This is a genomic window from Ruegeria sp. CDSA089 (assembly GCF_059612205.1).
The window spans coordinates 1-1,588 of the sequence record NZ_JBXWQD010000028.1; the positions used below are offsets into that span (position 1 = coordinate 1).

Consider the following 1,588-nt stretch of genomic DNA (forward strand, 5'->3'; position numbering starts at 1 on the left):
TTAGCGGTTACGATGAGCCAGAAACCCTCTCTTATCAAATCAACCTAAACTGTCCCATTGGCGCTGACGTCAGACAGTCTGGAGAACTGAAGGCAAAGATCGACAATTTGGCGGTCTCGGCTGACGCAAAGGTACTTCTGTTTCAAATCGCAACGAAGGTAATCCGCGTAGGGGAGACGGTCATCAAGATCGGCCAAAAGGTTCTTGAGACGGTTCTTGAAGTTATCAAGACATATCCGAACACAAGCTTCGGTGCTGTCTTCGGAGCGATAGCCGGGGCACTTGTTAGTTCTATCCCGGTGATTGGGTGGGTGCTCGGACCAGTCGTAACTCCGCTATTAGTTATTTTTGGAATGACGGTGGGTGCTGCCGTGGACATTGCGGACAAAGCTGCTGAGCGAAGTATTCGAACTTCTTTGGCGCGTTTCGAACTTTTGAAAACCTAAGTCTATGAGCCGGAATAATTATGGGCAGAAAAGTGATCGACCCGTCTGACGCCATATCGAGGGCCGCATTGAACTCAGCGGACTGCGTAGTTGCCGACCCCCTTCGTTTCAAAGCGCGATTAGAAATCGGAGACAAAGCCTATCAAACATTGACCCTACGAAATGCGGCTTTTGAGCTTTGGGACGTCGCAGGAGCATCCGCAGCAGGAGCAGGATTCGCTGGATCAGCCACCGTTGCCTCCACGTTTTTTGGCACGACCGCAACTAGCATACTTGGGTTCTTTGGGATCGCAGCAGCAGTTACTCCCATCGGATGGATAATTGCAGCCAGCGTCGTTTCTGGCGGGGCCTACTTCGGAATAATTCGGCTAATGAAGGGGCTCGATAGCGAGCGCGTGGAAGTCATTCCAAAGTTTATCAACACCCCACTCGATGTGCTGGCAGTAGGGCTGTTTGATTTACTTGCCCCTCTGACTTTGAAAATTGCTGCAGCCGATGGAAGCATAACGGACGACGAGCTCGATGTTATACGCTCATATTTTGTCGATGATTGGGGGTATGATGAGAAGTTCGTAAATGCCGCGTTAGACGTTTTCCGGGTCAAGCTGGACGATTTAACATTGCAACAGCTTACTGAAGGACTGCGGAGGTTCACTTTGGAAAGCAAAGATTGCAATCACAAGAAGGTTCGCGAAAAAGTCGTCGCCCTTTTGAACGAGATTGCCAATGCGGATGGGCAAATTCACGAAATGGAGGAACTGGCAATTAGGCACGTGGAAGACTTCTTACCCAAGGACCCTTGGTTTAGGATGCCTCAGTTTTTGCAGAGGGAGGGTTAGCACCCAAGCCAAAGCCCCCCAACCGCCAGCACCAGCGACCAGTCTTCAGCACCCGGAACCAGTCGTCAGCGGTCCAGCCAGCGCCAGTGGACGGTCCTCTAGCGGTCTCGTCAGCACCTGCTGGCACCCTCTAACGGCCTCTCTAGCGGTCAGAATTGCCCCCGGAACCGCCCCAGTTTCTCGGGCTTCGCCAAAAAGCCGATAACAATCATCGGACGGCAAGGATTCCTACCACCCCAGCCAGCTCATCAGAACATGGAACGACTGTAGGCGCTTGGGGCTAAACCCTCCGAGAAATGCCCC

Annotated in this window: 2 protein-coding genes; both read left to right on the forward strand. The window is 52.3% G+C overall.

What is annotated here, in order from left to right; genetic code table 11:
- Positions 1 to 446, forward strand: a 446-nt coding sequence (locus tag AC2FJ6_RS20800) for a hypothetical protein (RefSeq protein ID WP_496669858.1), incomplete at its 5' end; no start/stop codon positions are given.
- A 20-nt stretch (positions 447 to 466) separates the two neighbouring features.
- Positions 467 to 1,285 (forward strand): TerB family tellurite resistance protein, encoded by an 819-nt coding sequence (locus AC2FJ6_RS20805; protein ID WP_170775613.1) that lies wholly within the window; start codon positions 467 to 469, stop codon positions 1,283 to 1,285.
- Positions 1,286 to 1,588: the final 303 nt, after the last annotated feature.

Excerpts from the sequence above, each read along its gene's own strand:
- AC2FJ6_RS20805 (WP_170775613.1), top strand. The coding sequence starts at position 467 with ATGGGCAGAAAAGTGATCGACCCGTCTGACGCCATATCGAGGGCCGCA.